Annotated in this window: 17 protein-coding genes; 6 read left to right on the top strand and 11 right to left on the bottom strand. The window is 53.4% G+C overall.

The genetic code is table 11. The annotated features are described in order from the left end of the window. Positions 1 to 229: 229 nt before the first annotated feature. The 3 genes from FHS90_RS22885 (at position 230) to FHS90_RS16510 (ending at position 1,413) form a co-directional block, all read left to right on the top strand. Positions 230 to 529, top strand: a complete 300-nt coding sequence (locus FHS90_RS22885; RefSeq protein WP_182513869.1) for a carboxypeptidase regulatory-like domain-containing protein — start codon at positions 230 to 232, stop codon at positions 527 to 529. Next, positions 526 to 948: a TonB-dependent receptor plug domain-containing protein gene (locus FHS90_RS16515; protein ID WP_182513868.1), complete on the top strand. Its 423-nt coding sequence runs from the start codon at positions 526 to 528 to the stop codon at positions 946 to 948. Before FHS90_RS22885 ends, FHS90_RS16515 begins: the two co-directional genes overlap by 4 nt. A gap of 102 nt (positions 949 to 1,050) precedes the next feature. After that, a complete protein-coding gene (locus tag FHS90_RS16510) occupies positions 1,051 to 1,413 on the top strand; it encodes a hypothetical protein (RefSeq protein ID WP_182513867.1) in 363 nt (120 codons plus the stop codon). A gap of 141 nt (positions 1,414 to 1,554) precedes the next feature. Here FHS90_RS16510 and FHS90_RS16505 read toward each other — a convergent pair whose 3' ends face one another. After that, a complete protein-coding gene (locus tag FHS90_RS16505; RefSeq protein WP_182513866.1) occupies positions 1,555 to 1,794 on the bottom strand; it encodes a copper chaperone in 240 nt (79 codons plus the stop codon). Between the two features lie 73 nt (positions 1,795 to 1,867). Continuing rightward, the gene (locus tag FHS90_RS16500) at positions 1,868 to 2,308 is read right to left on the bottom strand and encodes an OsmC family protein (RefSeq protein ID WP_066836537.1); all 441 of its coding nucleotides are present in this window, start codon (positions 2,306 to 2,308) and stop codon (positions 1,868 to 1,870) included. A 349-nt stretch (positions 2,309 to 2,657) separates the two neighbouring features. Here FHS90_RS16500 and FHS90_RS16495 point away from each other — a divergent pair, with 349 nt between their 5' ends. From FHS90_RS16495 to FHS90_RS16485, 3 genes are all read left to right on the top strand, one after another. After that, positions 2,658 to 4,268: an alpha-amylase family glycosyl hydrolase gene (locus FHS90_RS16495; RefSeq protein WP_182513865.1), complete on the top strand. Its 1,611-nt coding sequence runs from the start codon at positions 2,658 to 2,660 to the stop codon at positions 4,266 to 4,268. Positions 4,269 to 4,763: 495 nt separating this feature from the next. After that, entirely contained in the window at positions 4,764 to 5,189 is a 426-nt protein-coding gene (locus FHS90_RS16490; protein WP_182513864.1) for a hypothetical protein, read from the top strand. 329 nt (positions 5,190 to 5,518) lie between these two features. Continuing rightward, on the top strand, positions 5,519 to 6,637 hold the full coding sequence (locus tag FHS90_RS16485; RefSeq protein WP_182513863.1) for a PAS domain-containing sensor histidine kinase: 1,119 nt from the start codon (positions 5,519 to 5,521) through the stop codon (positions 6,635 to 6,637). A gap of 173 nt (positions 6,638 to 6,810) precedes the next feature. Here FHS90_RS16485 and FHS90_RS16480 read toward each other — a convergent pair whose 3' ends face one another. From FHS90_RS16480 to FHS90_RS16440, 9 genes are all read right to left on the bottom strand, one after another. Continuing rightward, positions 6,811 to 6,948, bottom strand: coding sequence for a hypothetical protein (locus FHS90_RS16480; RefSeq protein ID WP_182513862.1), 138 nt, complete (start codon positions 6,946 to 6,948; stop codon positions 6,811 to 6,813). Positions 6,949 to 7,029: 81 nt separating this feature from the next. Then, complete coding sequence (gene mnmE, locus FHS90_RS16475; protein ID WP_220483095.1) at positions 7,030 to 8,409, bottom strand: tRNA uridine-5-carboxymethylaminomethyl(34) synthesis GTPase MnmE; 1,380 nt, start codon at positions 8,407 to 8,409, stop codon at positions 7,030 to 7,032. 158 nt (positions 8,410 to 8,567) lie between these two features. After that, positions 8,568 to 9,050, bottom strand: coding sequence for a thioredoxin family protein (locus FHS90_RS16470; protein WP_182513861.1), 483 nt, complete (start codon positions 9,048 to 9,050; stop codon positions 8,568 to 8,570). Between the two features lie 167 nt (positions 9,051 to 9,217). Further along, complete coding sequence (locus FHS90_RS16465; protein ID WP_182513860.1) at positions 9,218 to 10,114, bottom strand: metal ABC transporter permease; 897 nt, start codon at positions 10,112 to 10,114, stop codon at positions 9,218 to 9,220. Next, positions 10,111 to 11,403 (bottom strand): metal ABC transporter permease, encoded by a 1,293-nt coding sequence (locus FHS90_RS16460; protein ID WP_182513859.1) that lies wholly within the window; start codon positions 11,401 to 11,403, stop codon positions 10,111 to 10,113. The genes FHS90_RS16465 and FHS90_RS16460 overlap by 4 nt, the downstream gene beginning before the upstream one ends. Continuing rightward, complete coding sequence (locus tag FHS90_RS16455) at positions 11,400 to 12,203, bottom strand: metal ABC transporter ATP-binding protein (RefSeq protein WP_066836522.1); 804 nt, start codon at positions 12,201 to 12,203, stop codon at positions 11,400 to 11,402. The genes FHS90_RS16460 and FHS90_RS16455 overlap by 4 nt, the downstream gene beginning before the upstream one ends. 118 nt (positions 12,204 to 12,321) lie before the next feature. Further along, positions 12,322 to 13,275 (bottom strand): metal ABC transporter solute-binding protein, Zn/Mn family, encoded by a 954-nt coding sequence (locus FHS90_RS16450; RefSeq protein ID WP_182513858.1) that lies wholly within the window; start codon positions 13,273 to 13,275, stop codon positions 12,322 to 12,324. Between the two features lie 22 nt (positions 13,276 to 13,297). Next, complete coding sequence (locus tag FHS90_RS16445) at positions 13,298 to 13,957, bottom strand: metal-dependent transcriptional regulator (RefSeq protein WP_182513857.1); 660 nt, start codon at positions 13,955 to 13,957, stop codon at positions 13,298 to 13,300. Positions 13,958 to 13,967: 10 nt separating this feature from the next. After that, positions 13,968 to 14,978, bottom strand: a complete 1,011-nt coding sequence (locus FHS90_RS16440; RefSeq protein ID WP_182513856.1) for a 3-oxoacyl-ACP synthase III family protein — start codon at positions 14,976 to 14,978, stop codon at positions 13,968 to 13,970. Positions 14,979 to 14,997: the final 19 nt, after the last annotated feature.

Here is a 14,997-nt window from a genome sequence, read left to right as displayed (position 1 = left end):
GCAGGAAACGAGAAGAGGCGGTAGTTCTGTCTCCATAAAAAACAGATGCCCCGTAGGTCTGCACGTAAGCATAAGCTGGCATTAGTCTGATCAACCTCTGCAAAAACAGGATTATAGCATGATCTCTGGCAAAAAGAGGAAAACAGATGCAACGGTGCCAAATTTCCCATGTCTCTTAGGTTGATTACCACTACCACCCACCACAGACGTACTTTCCAATCTACTTGCTATGAAAAAAAGAGCCCTCTTTTTGCTGGGACTGCTATGCCTTTGCCTCTGCTTGCCGGGTAGTGGAGCTGCGCAAGTCACTCCCCAGGCCCCGGCTGCCGTTGCTGCACCGGGAACCATTTCGGGCGCACTGGTAGACTCCCTTTCGGGGAAACCCATAGAATATGCCACGGTGGCCTTGGTTGCAAAAGGTTCTTCCGCTGCCGTGGGTGGCACCCTGACCAATACCCAGGGCCAGTTCTTTTTTCAGAAAATTGCCTTGGGCCAGTACACCTTAGTTTTCAGTTTTTTGGGTACATGATCAGGGGCAACTTACCGGTTTTGCTGTCTGAGGCGCAACCAGAGGCCAGGTTGGGAACGGTGACGCTTCGGCAGACGGCCACAAACCTAAAGGAAGTCACGGTGACGGCGCTGAGGCCCATTATTTCCCAGGAGGCCGACAAACTGGTGGTGAGTATTGAGGGAACAGCGCTGGCCGCCGGGAGAACCGTCTTTGATGTGCTGACAAAATCGCCGGGGGTGTTTGTAGACCAGGATGGCAATATCCAGCTGAACGGGAGAAGCGGTGTCACGGTCATGCTGGACGGAAAACTCACCTACCTCTTAGCCAGTGATCTCAGAAATCTGCTGCAGAGCATGTCTGCGGAAAACATCAGGAACATAGAGATCATCACCAGCCCCAGTGCCAAATTGATGCCGAGGGGGCATCTGGCATTCTGAACATCAACCTCAGGAAGAATGAATTGCGGGGCGTGAACGGAAGCGTCTTCGGGACGGGTACTTATAACTTTAAACAATGGGGGGGGGACGGTAGTCGGCAACGTGAACTACAAAGCGGGCAAGTGGAATTCTTTCCAGAGCCTGGAGCACCTGAAACGCGCGTACAACCTTGACGGAACCTTTCCACGCGTGTTTTATGACGGGCAGCAAACCACCTACTATGACCAGGAGGCCTACGGGAAAAGCAAAAACCTGGGGCCACCCAACCTAAGGCTAGGAACTGACTTCACCCTGAATGGCCGCCACAGCATTGGGGACATGGTGTACTTTAACCAGAACAAACGATGGGAAGATTTCAACACCGCCACCTTGATAGGGAACCAGCCGCAGCACCCTCAACAGTTTATAACCGCGCACAATTACCTGGTGAACACCCCCCAAACCCAGGAACAACAGTTTAGATGAGTTGAACCGCACGTAGCATCCCAAAGGAAGAATTTACCGGCTCCCTTTAGGTCTCGGCACACCTTCCCCCCGTTTCTGTTTTCGGCCTGTTTTTCTAAAAGCAGGCCGAAAACAGAAACGGTGTTTTCTTAAGAGGCAGGCTTACAAACCTTCGCCGCTTGTACCTACAATACGCACGGGTTCGGCTTTGTACCCTGCCTCCTGTACCAGGTTCTCTATCTGCTGCGGGTCAATTTTCTCTCCTGAGATGCTGAGAATATTATCATCTGAGTTGGGGTCAATGTCCCATTTGCTGATGTTCTCTTTCTGGTTGAGCAGCGGGGTTACTTTGTCAATAGCCTCCTGGCCGCTGATGTCGGTTTTGAACTTTAAGATCTGCATAGCCTTTCGTTTATTCTTTCTATTACTTTTACTCACGGGGGAGCAGATGGTTGTTTCACAGCCGGGAAAGGGCTTACGTGGGCAGGGTTTCATCAAGGAAGGTTTGCACCACCACACCGGCCTCCAGCGTCTTTTGCACCGGGCAGCGGGAAGAAATTTCTTCCAGGCGTTTAATCTGCTCAGGGGTAAGCGGCCCGGTCAGTTTCAGCCGTTTGGTGATGAGCATGCGCTTGGGGTGGGGCTGGTTTACGGTGAGGGGAGAGGTGGCCTCCAGCACCATCTGTGACAGCCGCACCTCCGCCTTTTCCAGCGGCCAGTTTTTGCGCTGGGCGTACATTTGGAGGGTCACCACCGTACACGCCCCCAGGGCGCTGAGAATATAGTCATTGGGTCCCGGCACGGGCGCCCCCTGTTTCTGTACGTCAGATTCATCTATGGTAAACTGGTGAACTCCCATCTGTATTTGTGCTACCAAGCCATTGGGTTGCGCGGCACTGACTACTACCTCTGCCATTTCAATTTTTTTCTTGTGATAAAGCTCCTTCTCTTTCTATACGCAGAAACGGGCTGTTTTTGGACTGTTTTTCATAAAATAAGCCAAAAACAGAGACTGGTGGTAAGCCCGGCTCTGCCACTTTCTGGCAGTTGCCGGAGATCAGTATTTATTCTGATGCGTATTTTTTTACGTACTCCAGATAAAACAAAAAGAAACACTGTCTTCAAACGTTTGCCTTTTCCTTCAACTTAGGTGCCCAATTTAGGCGCCCGGAGGTAAAGGGGCAGGCAGGAGCAGCAACTGGCAACGCTGCCAGTGTACCTGTTTGAACCACGAAGGCGAATCATTGACAACTACTTTATTGAACATGGCAGCAGCAACCCAGCATTACCATTGGTGGCAAGACGGCATCATCTACCAGATTTACCCCAGATCGTTTCAAGACAGCAACGCAGACGGCGTGGGAGATCTGCAGGGCATCATCTCCCGGCTGGATTATTTGAAGGACCTGGGGATGACAGCCATCTGGATTTCCCCTATTTTTCCATCGCCCATGGCAGATTTTGGCTATGACATCTCTGACTATAGAGCCATTCACCCGCTCTTTGGGAGTATGGACGACTTTGACCAGTTACTGACCGAGGTGCACCGGCGGGATATGAAACTGTTGCTGGACCTGGTACCCAACCACACCTCAGACCAGCATGCGTGGTTTCAGGAGTCAAAATCATCACGGGACAACCCCAAGCGGGACTGGTACATCTGGAAAGACGCCCACCCAGACGGCGCTGAGCCCAATAACTGGTTGAGCATGTTTGGCGGCAGCGCCTGGGAGTGGGATGAACACACCCAGCAGTACTATTACCACGGCTTTTTGAAAGAGCAACCAGATTTGAACTGGCGCAACCCCGAGGTGCAGAACGCCATGATGGAGGTGATGTGCTTCTGGCTGGATAAAGGGATTGACGGTTTCAGGGTAGATGTGATCTTCCATATGGTGAAAGATGACCAGTTCCGGAACAACCCGGTGAACCCTGACTACCAGCCGCACATGAACAACTATGACCAGCTGCTGCCCGTGTATTCTACTGACCAGCCGGCAGTGCATGAGATAGTGGCCATGATGCGGCAGGTGACAGACCAGTACGAGGACCGGGTACTGATAGGTGAGATTTACTTGCCCCTGAACCGGCTGGTCTCTTATTATGGGGTGAACCACACGGGGGTGCATTTGCCGTTTAACTTTCAGCTGCTGGTGCTGCCGTGGGAGGCGCAGCAGATTGCCACGGTTATTGACCAGTACGAAGGGTCTCTGCCCGAGGGCGGCTGGCCCAATTGGGTCTTGGGCAACCATGACCAGCCCAGAATTGCCAGCAGGGTGGGCTACTCGCAGGCGCGGGTGGCGGCCATGCTTCTGCTTACGTTAAGGGGAACCCCCACCATTTACTACGGAGAGGAGATTGGCATGCGCGATGTGCCCATTCCGGCGGAGGAGGTACGGGACCCGCAGGGGCTGAACATGCCTGACCTGAACCTGAGCCGTGACCCCGCCCGCACGCCCATGCAATGGAACGGTCAGGAGCACGCCGGCTTTTCTTCTGCCCACCCTTGGTTGCGGCTTGCCTCAGATTACAGGCGGGTGAATGTGGAGGCGCAGGAGCACGATCCTTATTCAATGCTCACCCTTTACAGAAAATTAATTCAGCTCAGGCAGCAGGAGCCGGCCCTCAACGTGGGCAGCTACACACCTGTTTTCGCAGACCGGCAGATGATGGCCTTTGTAAGGGAAGACGCAGACAGCCGTTTTCTGGTGGTGCTGAACCTGAGCCACCGCACCTGCTATTTCAAACCCAAAGACTTCAGTTTCAAGGGAAGGATAGAGGTGGCAACCCTACCGGAGCGGGATGGCCAACCGGTGCAGGATAAAATAGACCTGTCCGGAGATGAAGGGGTGGTAATCCGGTTAGAATCAGCTTAGAAAATCTCTGCCCTATCTTATCTGCTACAGGAGAACGGGTAGGTTGCATTTGGCTCTTTAGAGTCTGGAGGTAGCGTGAGATTTTGGTTTGCCCCCCTGTTGCCTGCTTTTAAAATAGCTGTTTTCGGCCTGTTTTCAGAAAAACAGGCCGAAAACAGCTTTTATCTACTCCCGTTCTCCGCCAGGAATGGGAGCTGCGGCAAGGGCGGGTTGGCAAATGGAGTGGTTTTAGAATCAGCCAACCGGCTTGGTTCCCCTTACAGCAAGAGGTAGTGCCGGCAGTCGTCTGGTACGCTTTTTTGCCTTTGTACAGCAACAACCTGCTCCTTCAGGCAGAATAAAGCAAGTTAGGTGCCTTCTCCCACAGCGGTTTTAATTACCTTTGCCTCCAGAACCGTACAGGAATCCTGAAGAGGAAATAGCCAAATGACAGAAGAAGATTTACTACACCTTGCTCAGGAATGGGTTTTGAAGCAGGCCGGTTGTGGATTTTCAATGAAAGGAAATACGCCCGTTCCGGCACCTGTCGGCGGGCCGTTTGTCTTTGGGGTGGCTTCCTTCGGGAAAAGCGTCTATGTGGAGGTGGTACTGACAAAAGAGGCGTTTCAACACGAGATGCAGCGCTTCGGATACCAGGACCCGGCACGGGAGATTGGGAAGTTCCGGTTTATCTGTGCCCCGGCAGGTGTAGTAACAGAACGCGAACTGCCCCTGCACTGGGGGTTGCTCTGCGTACATGAAAAGGGGAACCTAACCTGCGAGCACAACCCCTATGATCACCACGGGATCAACTACTGGCAAAACGGATTCCAGAATTATGACCCCACCACTGAGCAGCTGCTCATGCGCTCCCTCTGCCCCAGAATGCTATACCGGGGAGTAGTGCATGGCCTGTCTTTTACCGGAAGCTCCTTCAAATAAGTCCAGACCTTTCCTGAGGTAGAGCATGCGTAAATTCACATTTTACTGGGAAAGCGTGTCAGGAAAAAGTTCTGCATATGCGGTTCTATGCTGCGCAGCCTGGAGAGGGTGAACGCAGGTTCTGTGAATGGCACTTTGCCGGGTGAGAACCGTTAGCCTTGGTTTGGGCCTGATTTCAGAAATGTACGCCATAAACAGAAACACCCCCATGGCAGAAAGCCGCCAGAGCTGCTAAAAACCAGTACTTGCACATTCGTTTCTGCACCCCTTTCAGAGCAGGCTCTCCTTTATTATTCAACCTTTGTTATATAAAAACGGTACTATACTTTATGTTTAACATAGGAGACTATCTTACACCCATGTCACTGGAACCGTATCCTTCTGATTTTTACCAGCAGCTCTTAGAAAAAACCGGACAGGCTTTTTTTGCCTATAGTGTTTCCCAGGAAAGCTTCATCTATCAAAGTCCGTCTTTTATAGAAACTTATCAGGGGGCAAACGTTCTTGTGAACCCGCAGGGCCTGCTGTCTTTGGTACATCCGGAAGACCAGGAGTATGTGCGGCAAAGTCTGCGCTTGTTGCTGGATAAAGGAAGGGTGCACCAATTGGAGCTGAGAGTGCAGCTCCCAGAACAGGAGGAGCAATGGGTGTGTCTGCAGCTTTCCCTCCTTGCCCGGGCAGAGGGGGACAAGGTGATAATAGGCCGGGCCGAAGACATAACCGCCGTGCGGGAATACAACGACCACCTTAAAAAATTCTCAAACAAGAAGGACACCATCCTGAATATACTCTCCCATGACCTATCTGGCCCTTTAGGCATCATTCACAGCCTTGCTCAAATGTTAGAGCAGACTTTTCCGCCAGAGGGGAAAGCACAAGCCCTGGAGATCATCAGACTCATTGAACAGAATAGCCGAAAGGGGGCCGCCCTCATCAGGGAGTTCATGAGCCAGGAGTTTCTGGAATCTGAAAAAACAGAGTTGATCACCAGAAGGGTGAATCTGGTGGAGAAATTGAAAGAAGCCATAGAAGAATATGGGGGGGAGAAGGGGACCTTCCTGAGCAAGAAAGTGAGTTTCGTGAGCAGCAAAGATGAGATTTTTGCCATGGTAGATGATCTGAAATTCCTGCAGGTCCTTACCAACCTTCTCTCTAATGCCATCAAGTTCACTCCCGAAGGGGGAACCATTACCGTTTTCCTGGAAGATGAGGAAACTACTGTTCTGGTAAAAGTAGAGGATACCGGCGTAGGTATTCCCCAGAAATACCATTCTACCCTCTTTGAGAAATTTACCGATGCCAGAAGACCCGGCTTACTGGGAGAGGAGAGCATTGGCCTGGGCATGTCTATCTGTAAAACCCTGGTGGAATGGCATAGGGGCACCATCTGGTTTGACAGCAAAGAGGGAAAAGGTACCACGTTTTATATCAGAATCCCTAAAGAATAGAAGCTCTGCCGCCATTGAGAGCAGTGTGTGGTAAAAGCTGGTCCGTCTTATGGTTCCCGGTATGGCTGAAGAAGTCTGGGGAGCAGAAGTACAGTCCTGGTCCTGCCTGAACAAGAGGATTTACTGGGTTTATTTAGAAATAAACCAGCACTTCTCTAGCCAGGGAGAAATGTTTAGCAGACTTTCTCTGGCGCACGCGTCTGCTTGTTCGTTAAATTATAACTTTCTGTTTTTGCCCTGTTTTCAGAAAAGTAGCCCCAAAACGGCGGCACTACCCATGCTTGTGCCAGAGACAGGAAGGTATCTTTCATTGATCTACCGTTTACACTTTCTGATGCTACTAGCTGTACCACTGCAGTCATAGAAATGCCTATTAGCCTCAACCCCAGGATTTATTTTCCTATGCAGAATTTGGTAAAGATGTTGTCCAGCAAATCATCTGTGGTGATTTCGCCGGTGATTTCGCCTAAGTAGTAGAGGGATCTTCTGATATCAGAAGCCAGCCAATCACCGGTGAGGCCGTTATCCAGCCCCTGCAGAACTTCCTGCAGTGCCTCGTCGGTTTTTTGCAGTCCCTGAAAGTGCCGGAGGTTGGTCACAATAGTGCGGTCACCGGTCAGCGCCTCATTGGCATGTACCAGCGCCAGCAACGCCTGCTGCAATTCTTCCAGCCCCTCTTTCTGCCCCGCGGAAAGAAAGACCAGGTTCTCCAGGTGTTCAAAGCTTTCCAACTGCTGGGGGGTGGCTAAATCCTTCTTGTTGGCCAGGAGCAGGTGTGGCACCCCTGGAAGCTGCAACTGCTGCAGCTCCTCTTGCAGCTGGGCGGGAGAAGTGGAGGTCACATCAAACAGATACAGCACCACCGCCGCCTTTTGGAGCTGCTCCTTGGTTCGGGCTACCCCAATGGCTTCCACGGTGTCTAAGGTTTCCCGCAGGCCGGCGGTGTCAATGAACCGGAACCTTATGCCGCCCAGGGTGGCCTCATCTTCAATCACATCACGGGTGGTTCCCGGTATGTCTGAGACAATGGCTTTTTCCTCGTTCAGCAGGGCGTTCAGCAGGGTTGACTTACCGGCATTGGGTTTACCGGCAATCACCGTGGCTACCCCATGTTTGAGCACGTTGCCCATCTCAAACGATTGCAGCAGGTCTGAGATCAGCTTTTGGAGCGTGGTGATCAGTCTCCGTAAGCCCGCCCGGTCTGCAAACTCTACATCTTCCTCGCTAAAGTCCAGCTCCAGCTCAATCATGGAGGCAAAGTGAATCAACTGGGCCCGCAGTGCTTTGATTTCGGCTGAAAAGCCACCCCGCATCTGCTTCATGGCAATCTGGTGGGTGAGGGCCGAGTCTGAGGCAATGAGGTCGGCCACCGCTTCGGCCTGGGCCAGATCAAACTGGCCGTTTAAGAAAGCCCTTTTGGTGAATTCACCGGGCAAGGCCAGGCGGGCCCCTTTTTTAAGAAACAGTTTGATCAACTGCTCTGTGATGAAAGGCGAACCGTGGCAGGAAACCTCTACCACATCTTCTTTGGTGTAAGACGCAGGGCCTTTGAACAGGGAAACCACTACCTCGTCCAGAATCTGGTCACCCTCCCGTATTGTACCGAAATGCAGGGTATGGGAAGGCTGGTGGGCCAGGTTCTTGCCTTTGAAAACCGCGTCTACCAGCGGGATGGCGTCTGGCCCGGAAAGCCGTATTACGGCAATGGCGCCGTGGCCTGAGGCGGTGGCCAGTGCCACAATGGTATCATTAGAAAGGGTAGAGGGTATCAAGTTCAGCAGGTTCTAAGAGATCAAAAGCCGTTTTTGGCCTGTTTTTACAAAAATAGCCTAAAAACAGAAGAATGTAGAAAACTGCTCCAGAATACTGGGGCGGCTTCTTGCGCAGCGGCTATTAAGATGAATCAAAAGACAGGCTATTTGCCTGAGAATTACGCCAGCACCCGCAGAAAGTCCTTGGCCGGAACAAAGCCCGGCACCCGTTGCATTACCTGTAGCTTCTCATTTAAAACCACGGTACAAGGGTAACTCATCTGCCCTTGCAGCAACGACAGCGCCAGTTCATGGGCTTTGTACTTTTCAAGGTACTGGTAGGTGGTGCCGTTCACGGTAATGGGTTGCCGCTGCTCTGCATTGAGCTTGACCACGTAATAATCCTGCGCGAGCTTATTGGCCACGGCCGGGTCTGCATACACCTGTTTATCCATCTTTTTGCACCAGCCGCACCAGTCAGTATAAACGTCTATCAGGATCTTCTTTGGGTGTTTCTTGCTCCGTTCCAGGGCTTCTGGCAGCGTGAGCCATTCTACTTTTGCCTTAGGGGCGGCAACAGAAGCGGGACCAGAAGCCTCTTTTGGCAGAGGCGGCTGGTCTTTGAAGGGGATAAAGGTCAGGATAAAGAGCAGAAGGTACATGGGTTGGCTGGTTTTCCTCTGTTTTACAAAAAGTAGCTCCAAAACAGTTCCTGTTCAAGAAGCTACCTAACGTTAAAGACGTAAAAAGAGCATTTCTATTGTTGTCTTTTCCCGAACTGAGGTGCTGTCTTCCTGAAATAGCCCGCCTTCAGATTTGAAAGGTACTCTCAAGAAGGAACAACGGCGGGGGAGGGGTGCACCTTTCGGCGTCTGGAAACCAGACCGTGGGTGGGGGAAAGAACAAACGCCAGAGAAAACTGAAGTCCTATGATGACGGATATGGCTCCTGCCACAGATCCGTTCAGCCACAGCGCCAGGTAATACCCCAGGGCAGCCGCTACAATTCCGCAGGCGGAAGATAGCCCCAGCATCACCTTGAGGTTGTCTGTGAGCAGATAGGCGGTGGCTGGCGGCCCCACCATCAGCGCCACCACCAGAATGGCCCCCACAGATTCAAACGCAGCCACAGTGGTCAGAGACACAGCCCCCATGAGCAGGTAGTACCAGAGGGTGGTGGAGAGCCCAATGGCAGTAGCAAAAGCCGGGTCAAAAGAAGTCAGGTACAGCTGCTTGTAGAATACCAGGATGAAAAGGAGAATGAGGGCTAAAACACCGCCCATCATCCAAACGGTGCGCGGCCCCAGGTGCAGCCCGGCGGCGGTGATCCAGGTGTCCAGGGGCACGTAGGCGATCTCGCCGTACAGCACGCAGTCCTGGTCCAGGTCTACCTGGCCGGCATAGACTGAGATCAGGATAATGCCCAACGCAAACAACCAGGTAAAGGTGACGCCAATAGAGGCATCTGCCGATACCCTGGCTTTCTTATGGAAGAATTCAATAAGAAAGGTACACGCCACCCCCAGCGCCGCCGCACCCAGCAGCATGGACCAGACTTCGCGGGTGCCGCTGAACAGGAACGCCAGTACAATGCCCGGCAGTACGGCATGGGAGATGGCGTCTCCCACCATGGCCATGCGCCTCAGTATTAAGAAGCAGCCCAGCAGGCTGCAGCAGACTGCGACCAGAGAGCCGGTCAGGATGATCCAGAAGGCGTCTAAGTTCATGGTTGTTGGGGTATAACGGTTTGGTGCGGATCTGCGGTAGGGTAGTTTAGAAGTTCTTCCAGCCGTTTCTCCAGCTCTGGGGTAAGTACGTGTTCAATAGATTCAGCGTCTTCATGCACATGGTCTGAGGCCACCTGCAGGTATTCAGTTAAGTATAGCTCCCAAAGCCGGTGCAGGCGCACCACCCGCTGCGCCTCCTTCATGCCCGCCTCTGTCAGAGACCAGCCGGAAGAGCCGTGGGTGACCAGCCCCTTGCTGCGCAGTACGCGCAGGCTCTCCTGCATGGTGAGCAAGGGCATTTTTCTGCGTTCACTGATCTGTTTTCTGGTATAGCTGAGGCCTTGTTCGTTCTTTGATTCGCCCAGCAGGAAAAGCGTTTTCAAGATGTTCTCCCGCATCATTTGCCTACGCACACGCCGTTGCAACAAAAGCCGCGCCACAAGACCCCGCCGCGGGGCCAGCAGAAAGGAGAGGATGGCCAGCAGCGAAAGGATCATGACAATCCAGGGGCCGGTGGGCATGGCCGGGGCGGTGAAGGAGACAAAGGCCCCGGCGGCCCCGCACACGGCACTCATGAGGGCGGCAATGGTGACCATGCCCCCCAGGCGGTCTGTCCAGAAGCGGGCGGCGGCGGCGGGCGTGATCAGCATGGCAGACATGAGCACCACCCCCACCGACTGGATACCCACTACCACCGCCAAAACGGTGAGGGTGGTCAATACCAGTTCCAGGGCCCGCACGGGCAGGCCAATGGTGCGGGCGTACGCCATGTCAAAACTAACCAGTTTGAATTCTTTGTACAGCAGCAGCACACTCAGGAGCAGGAGCGTAGCCACGGCGCCAAACGTGATCAGGTCCTGGCCCACCAACGCCGCGGCACTGCCGAACAGGAATTTGTCTAACCCGCTCTGGTTCTCGTTGCCGGAGTGCTGGATAGCCGTGAGAAACAGAATACCCACCCCAAAGAACACTGACAGCACCAGCCCAATGGCCGTGTCTTCTTTAATGCGGCTCTTAGAGGTGATGGTGTCAATGGCGATGAGAGACAGCCAGCCGGTGACAAAGGAGCCCAGGAGCAGCAGCAGCGGGTTTTTCTCACCGCTTAACAAAAATGCCAGGCAGACGCCGGGCAGCACGGCATGGGCCACGGCGTCACCCACCAGCGCTCTTTTTCTCAGTACCGTAAAACAGCCCACCACGGCAGAACTGGCCGCCAGTAAAACAGAGCCCAGCGTTACGTAGCGCACGTTGGCATCACTCATGCTCAGGAATTCCCACAAGGCATTCATTTCTTGGCCGGTTTGGTTTCCCGGATGGGGAAGTTCTTCTTGTGGAGCAGTTCACTTACCCGGCTTAGCTCAGTGAGCCGCCCGCCATAGGTTTTTTCCAGCAGGGCAGGGGTGAGTGTCTCAGCGGTGGGGCCGGAGGCGATCAGACGCATGTTGAGCAGGATGATCCAGTCAAAATAATCCTGGGCAGACTGCAGGTCATGGTGTACCACCACTACCGTTTTGCCCGCTTCGCGCATCTGCCGCAGAAGCTCAATGATGGCGGTTTCTGTGGCGATGTCTACGCCCGCAAAGGGTTCATCCATGAGGTACAGATCTGCGTTCTGCGCCAGGGCCCGGGCCAGGAAAACCCGCTGCTGCTGCCCGCCTGAGAGCTGGGATATTTGCCGGTTGGCAAAGTCCTGCATGCCTACCTTCTCAAGTGCTTCCATGGCCTGCTGGCGGTGGAGGGCGGTGGGGCGTTTAAATAAACCTAACTGCCCATACGTTCCCATGAGTGCCACATCAAGCGCAGAGGCCGGGAAATCCCAGTCCACAGATTCGCGCTGCGGCACGTAGCTTACTTTTTTCCTGACCTGGTCCAGCCCCTGCCCAAACAGCTGCACGTAGCCGCTGTTCAGCGGAAGCAGCCCCATGACCGCTTTAATAAGGGTAGACTTGCCCGCGCCGTTAGGCCCAATGATCCCCACCAGGGCTTTGGGGGGCAAGGTGAGGTCCACGTCCCACAGCACAGGCTTGCGCTGGTAACTTACCGTCAGGTCGTGCACTTCCAACACCGGGTTGTCTACATGCTGAATCATACTTGCTTGGCTCTATTCACTTCCTGAAATTCTTGAACTAGTCTTCTGTTTTCGGCCTGTTTTCTGAAAAACAGGCCGAAAACAGAAATTTTCTTTTGTCTACCCGTTAGCCCGTATTTTACTTTAAGGCGGTAACCACTGTTTTTACATTGGTCTGCACCATGCCCACGTAACTTCCGGCGGGACCACCCGCCTCCCCAAGGGCATCTGAATACAGCGACCCGCCCAGCTTTACCTTGTGACCTTTCTGCCGGGCACCCTCTAATACCGCCTCAATGGCTTTTTGGGAAATGGAGGTCTCCACAAATACGGCTTTCACCTTTCTGTTCACAATAAAATTGACCAGCCCGGAGACATCCTGCAAGCCGAATTCTGAGACGGTGGAGATTCCCTGGAGCCCCCGCACATCTATCCCGTAGGCCCGGCCAAAATACCCGAAGGCGTCATGGGCGGTGATCAAAATGCGCTGCTGCGCCGGAATGGAGGAAATCTTATTTTTGGTCCAGCGGTGCAGGCTGTCTAGCTGGAGCCGGTACTGCTGGGCGTTGGTCTGGTAGGTCTGAGCGTGGGCCGCGTCAAAGCGTTTCAGTTTCTGGGCAAGCCCTTCTACCAGCTGGCTCCAGAGCTGCACATCAAACCAGACGTGCGGGTCATGGCTGTCTGCAAACGCCGGGGTTTTGCGGAGGCTTTTCTCAGGCAAGGCATCTGTAGCAGCCCAGACGTTCTTTTGTCTGGCCAGCTTCTCCAGCACCTCACCCATTTTCCCCTCCAGGTGCAGCCCGTTGTAAATGATGATATCGGCTTGCCGCAGTTTCTGCAAATCACCCAGGGCGGCTTTGTACAGGTGAGGGTCAACCCCCGGGCCCATCAACGCCTCCACTTCGGCACGGTCACCCGCCACGTGGGCCACGGCATCCCGCAAGATTCCGGTGGTGGTGACTATGTAGAGTTTGCCATGCCGGCGGGCTTCTTCGCTCACCGGGTTCTCTGGGGTGCAGGAAACCGCAACAGACAGCAGCAGCCCTACCACCCACCACCCAAGGAACCGTTTCCGTTTTGGGGCTGATTTCATAAAAACAGGTCTAAAACGCACTTCACGGATAGATGACGAAAATCTTCTCCAGTACATCTGAGGAAAGAATCACTGACTTGTTCTTATCTATTTGTATCTCAAGGGAGTTGTCATACGCAATCTTGTCCAGCACTTGAAGATGGGAGCCTATCTGGATTCCTACCCGGTTAAGGTACTGCAGGAAGCTTGGCTGGGAGTCTTTCACGCGGCTAACCACCCCTTCCTGCTGCACCTCCAGCGAGGCGAGGGCCCTTTGCTGCACCTGCCGCAGCTCCCCGTTCTCAGTGGGGATAGGGTCGCCGTGCGGATCAACGCGCGGGTGCCCCAGAAACTCGTCCAGCCGCTGGGTGAGCAGCTCAGATTTCACATGCTCCATCTGTTCAGCCACCTCGTGCACCTCATCCCAGGAGAAATGGAGCTTCTGTACCAGAAAAGTTTCCCAGAGACGGTGCTTGCGAATTATCTTCAGCGCCACCCGTTTTCCCTCTTCAGTGAGCAAGACCCCGCGGTATTTCTCATAATGCACCAGGTCTTTGGCGCTGAGCTTGCGGAGCATGTCACTCACTGAGGCGGGTTTGGTTTCCAGCACTTCAGATAAACCGTTGGTGCTGACGGCCGAGGAGCCGCCAGCAGACAGTTTATAGATAGCTTTGATGTAATTTTCTTCTGCGGTACTGTGCATGACGTTTGTACTACCAGCGGATCAAGGCAGAAGCCCAGGTGAACCCACTGCCAAAGGCGGCCAGGCAGATAAGATCCCCCTCCTTCACATATCCTTCTTCAAAGGCCTCTGAGAAGGCAATAGGCACTGAGGCGGCCGTGGTGTTGCCGTACTTCTGAATGTTGCTGAAGATTTTATTATCTGGCAGCTGCATCTTCTGCTGAATGAACTGGGTGATGCGCAAGTTGGCCTGGTGGGGCACAACCAGGTTTAAATCAGCGGCGGTATAGCCATTCTGGTTCAGGGCCTCGTTGATCACTTCAGGGAAACGCGTTACGGCGTGTTTGAACACAGTGCTGCCGTTCATAATAGGGAAGATGGTGCCGTCATCAATCATCTGGTGCGTTATGCGCTCCCGCTCGTTGCTGGACGGCCCTATGGTCATTAATTCCTCGGCAAATTCGCCCTGGGCATGTAAATGGGTAGAGAGGATTCCTTTCTCCAGGCTGTCAGAAGGGGTAAGGACAGCGGCTCCGGCCCCGTCTCCAAAAATAACAGACACGGCTCTGCCGCGGTCACTGAAATCCAGCCCGGACGAGTGGATTTCAGAACCCACCACCAGCACATTGTCATACATGCTGGTTTTAATGAACTGGTCGGCTAAAGAGAGGGCGTAGATGAACCCAGAGCACTGGTTGCGCACATCAAAGCAGGGAATGTCTGAAATACCCAGCTCGCGCTGCAACAACACCCCTGACCCCGGGAAAAAGTAGTCTGGGCTGAGGGTGGCAAATACAATCATATCCAGGTCTTTGGCTTCTAAACCTGCTTTCTCCAGGGCTTTTCTGGCGGCATTGGCGGCCATGTTGGCGGTGGTGTCTTTCCCTGGCTCAAAGTACCGCCGCTCATGGATTCCGGTACGTTCAACAATCCAGGCATCTGAGGTGTCCATTATTTTCTCCAGATCAGCGTTCTTCACTACCTTCTCCGGCACATAATGGCCCAGTCCCGCAATGCGTGAGTTTCTAAGTTGCTTTGTCATAGTTGCGCTAATGTACGAA

Source organism: Rufibacter ruber (genome assembly GCF_014138425.1).
Classification (GTDB): Bacteria; Bacteroidota; Bacteroidia; order Cytophagales; family Hymenobacteraceae; genus Nibribacter; species Nibribacter ruber_C.
The sequence above is the reverse complement of the archived record's forward strand: the minus strand, read 5'-3'. Positions and strand labels throughout refer to the sequence as shown.